Source organism: Mesorhizobium sp. M2A.F.Ca.ET.039.01.1.1 (assembly GCF_003998035.1).
Lineage (GTDB): Bacteria > Pseudomonadota > Alphaproteobacteria > Rhizobiales > Rhizobiaceae > Mesorhizobium.
Genome location: NZ_RZRY01000746.1, coordinates 1 through 2,846, shown reverse-complemented (window position 1 = coordinate 2,846; position 2,846 = coordinate 1). Strand labels below are relative to the sequence as shown.

Here is a 2,846-nt window from a genome sequence, read left to right as displayed (position 1 = left end):
TCAACAGGGTTGGGAATGGGAGCCTTGATCAGCTTGCCGAGCTTCCAGCGATTGAGCACCTTGACCACGTATTTCGTGGTCTCGTCGTTCACGGGAATGCCGTTGGCCTTGTAGACGTTCTGCTCGCCTGCATTGTAGGCCGCCAACATCAAAAGCGGATCATGGAACTCGTCATAAAGCGCTTTCAGATAGCGGACGCCGGCACGGATATTGGCTTTCGCGTCACATCTGTCGGTCACACCGAGACGCGACGCTGTCGCCGGCATGAGCTGCATAATGCCGAGAGCGCCCGCGCGAGACGGGCCTTGATTGCCGCCCATGTCGCTTTCCGCCCAGGCAACCGCCTCGGTCAGGTCGGGATCGAAGCCTTCGTCCTCGGCGATCTGGCGCACCAAGGCCGCGGCTTGCCCGCGATCCGTCGGCGCACACCCGCCGCCAATCGTCGAACCGTGATCAGCATCGGAAAAGGTCGAAACTGCAGGGCGGGCCGGCAGTGCAAACGCCACCGCGATGCGCGTCGAACTCGTGTTGTCCGCATGGGCGCCTAATGGCGCCATGACGGCTGAGAGAGAAAGCGCAAGGGCGATCCGGTTTTTCATTGCGCTACCAAGGTTGACACTTTACTATGGGTACATGGTGCCAAAGTAAAGTGTCAATACGAGAAGCAGGATCGAGGCCAATTTTCCGATGAAGCAGTTCTTCTTCCTCGCGGCATTGTTGCTCCACAGCACCGTCGTAGGCGCCGCCGATCTGGGCACCAACGAGCCGCATCCGTTCGAGCAGCCCTCGACCGCGTATCTGCAGAAGTTCGCCAAGCCTGGCGAAAAGACCTTCGTCTACGAGCGCTACGACGCACGCGGAGGCTTTTTTCAACGCGAGGTGACACCGCTGGCAAAGCCGGTGCAAATCACGTCCGCCACTGAACGCGTCATCAACGGCGTCACCTACCGGCTGCGTGGTCTTACGGCCTGCCCGAAGGCCAAGATCACCTACAAGGCTCAGCTGTGGGATTGCACGAAGGCCGTGCGCGACTATGACGAGGCTGTCTATAACACCCGCGCCTCCGTCGTGTTGTGCAAGACGCTGGTCCTGAAAAGCCAATCCGGGGTGCCGGACGCGGTTTCGTGTTTTGCACTCGTCGGAGCTGGCAATACCAACGATCCCTATTCGGTCTCCTATGACGACGATTCCATGGTTTTCTTCGAGATGGCTGCGATCGGCCGCAACAAGGACGGCAAGTCCCTGCGGCCGGATCTCGAACATGCCTTAGATCTCGGCAAACAGTTCCAGACCGATGAAGCGAACTAGCCTCGCAACCCTCATCATACTCACGTGCGCTCACGCCGTGGGCGCGGAAGGAGCCGCGCCAGCAAGCGCGACAACCGCGCCCTTCCTGGTGTCGAAAAGCGTCGAGCTGCTGACCGGAGATACGTGGCGCGACCGCGGCAAGCTCTACCGGCTTTATGGCGTGCAATCATGCTTGCGGGGCACGATCGCCCTGGATGCCAATGGCCAAGAGCTCGATTGCGGGAACGTCTCGCTCGCCCACCTGGCCGCCTTGTTTTCGACGGCGGCCGTGACCTGCCAGCCCATTGCCTTGGCGCTCGATAAAGCGACCTTTGTGGTGTGTGGCGCGAAACTCGACGACAATACGATCGACGTTGGGACCGCCCTGATCGCGGCCGGCTACGCCTTCGCCGCCACCGACCAGAAAGGCAATGCGGTCAGCGCCAACTATCTGGTGGCTGAGCTCAACGCGAAGATGAAAGCTGATGGTCTTTGGGCGAGGAAGTTTCAACATCCCATTGAACTTCTGCTGAGATGGGCAGGGGAGCGCAAGCAATGAACCACGAGGATCAATCGAGCCGCTACTACTACCCCGTCGAGGGCCGCACGGACGGTGCCATAACCGGGGCGCTCGCATTCATCGCCATCATCGCGGTGCCGGCGTTGGCCTATGCCGCATGGCATGCGCTCACGTCTTGGATTTCCGCCTTCTTTTCTTAGGTCGGCAACTCGGCGAAAGACCGCAGCAGCTCATGTAGGTCGTCCGCATCCACGTCGCACCAACCGTTGTTGATGAGCCGCTTAAAATAGGCCGCTTTCATCTTCAGCTCGCCAACATTGGCGACCGGCGCCATCGCTGCCTGCCGTCGAATGACCGTTTCGTCCTTCATGGCAGCGTCCAGCCGCGGACCGATCAACTCCGTCTCGGCCTCTTCGGCGTGCATCAAACGTTTGCCGAGACACTCCAGCTCGGAAATAGCGCGGCGGTGCGCCGCGATCAGATCCACGACTGAGTACGCCTCCTGCGCCTCTCCGGTGCTACACGCCAGTTCAACAGCCATTGTTCTGCTCCGAGTGATTCGCGGCCCGCCCCTCGCCCGTTGCATCGGGTCGAGAAATACGTTGATCAGGAACGATGGCACGATAGGATACGAAACGAAGCGAAATCCGAGCCTGCAAGTTGTTGTTTAAGAATGGAAACTTATTTCTTCCGCCACCGAGAGACGGGAGTGATCTCAAGGAACTATTCAAACGATTAGCAGCAGCAGGAGCCGGTCGGCCATTGAGCAAAGATGGGTTTCCTGCAGGCCCATGGACGCCCGAGCTTCTTGCAGAGGCGATTTCGCAGATCGATTCCAACCGGATCGGGGTCGATCTCAGAACAGTGCAGCTTTGGTTTCAAGACAACGACAAGGGAATTAGCGCTGCCAACATTCATTGGCTGGCGAGGGTTTTTGGCTGCGGTGATCCGATGGCCACCAACGAATGGCAGATGGAGCTAAGCGCGGCCCAATCGAGGTTAGCGGCCAAGAGACGGGAACAGAAGAGCGCTGCAAGCG

5 protein-coding genes and 1 pseudogene are annotated in these 2,846 nt (G+C 59.3%); 4 read left to right on the top strand and 2 right to left on the bottom strand.

Translation table 11 applies throughout. From position 1 onward, the window contains the following. Positions 1–599, bottom strand: a 599-nt coding sequence (locus EOA24_RS32985) for a lytic transglycosylase domain-containing protein (protein WP_133374733.1), incomplete at its 3' end; no start/stop codon positions are given. A gap of 88 nt (positions 600–687) precedes the next feature. Here EOA24_RS32985 and EOA24_RS32980 point away from each other — a divergent pair. The 3 genes from EOA24_RS32980 (at position 688) to EOA24_RS42005 (ending at position 2,007) form a co-directional block, all read left to right on the top strand. Next, positions 688–1,308 carry a hypothetical protein gene (locus tag EOA24_RS32980; protein WP_127410525.1) on the top strand — a complete coding sequence of 207 codons (621 nt, stop codon included), beginning with the start codon at positions 688–690 and terminating at the stop codon, positions 1,306–1,308. 88 nt (positions 1,309–1,396) lie between these two features. Next, positions 1,397–1,846 (top strand): thermonuclease family protein, encoded by a 450-nt coding sequence (locus EOA24_RS32975; RefSeq protein ID WP_127410524.1) that lies wholly within the window; start codon positions 1,397–1,399, stop codon positions 1,844–1,846. After that, positions 1,843–2,007, top strand: coding sequence for a hypothetical protein (locus tag EOA24_RS42005; RefSeq protein WP_189354428.1), 165 nt, complete (start codon positions 1,843–1,845; stop codon positions 2,005–2,007). Before EOA24_RS32975 ends, EOA24_RS42005 begins: the two co-directional genes overlap by 4 nt. On the opposite strand, the gene EOA24_RS32970 is transcribed toward EOA24_RS42005, so the two are convergent. Then, positions 2,004–2,348 (bottom strand): hypothetical protein, encoded by a 345-nt coding sequence (locus EOA24_RS32970; protein WP_127410523.1) that lies wholly within the window; start codon positions 2,346–2,348, stop codon positions 2,004–2,006. The genes EOA24_RS42005 and EOA24_RS32970 overlap by 4 nt on opposite strands. Positions 2,349–2,470: 122 nt before the next feature. On the opposite strand from EOA24_RS32970, the pseudogene EOA24_RS32965 reads away from it, so the two are divergent. After that, positions 2,471–2,846, top strand: a pseudogene (locus EOA24_RS32965) (hypothetical protein); the annotation flags it as partial.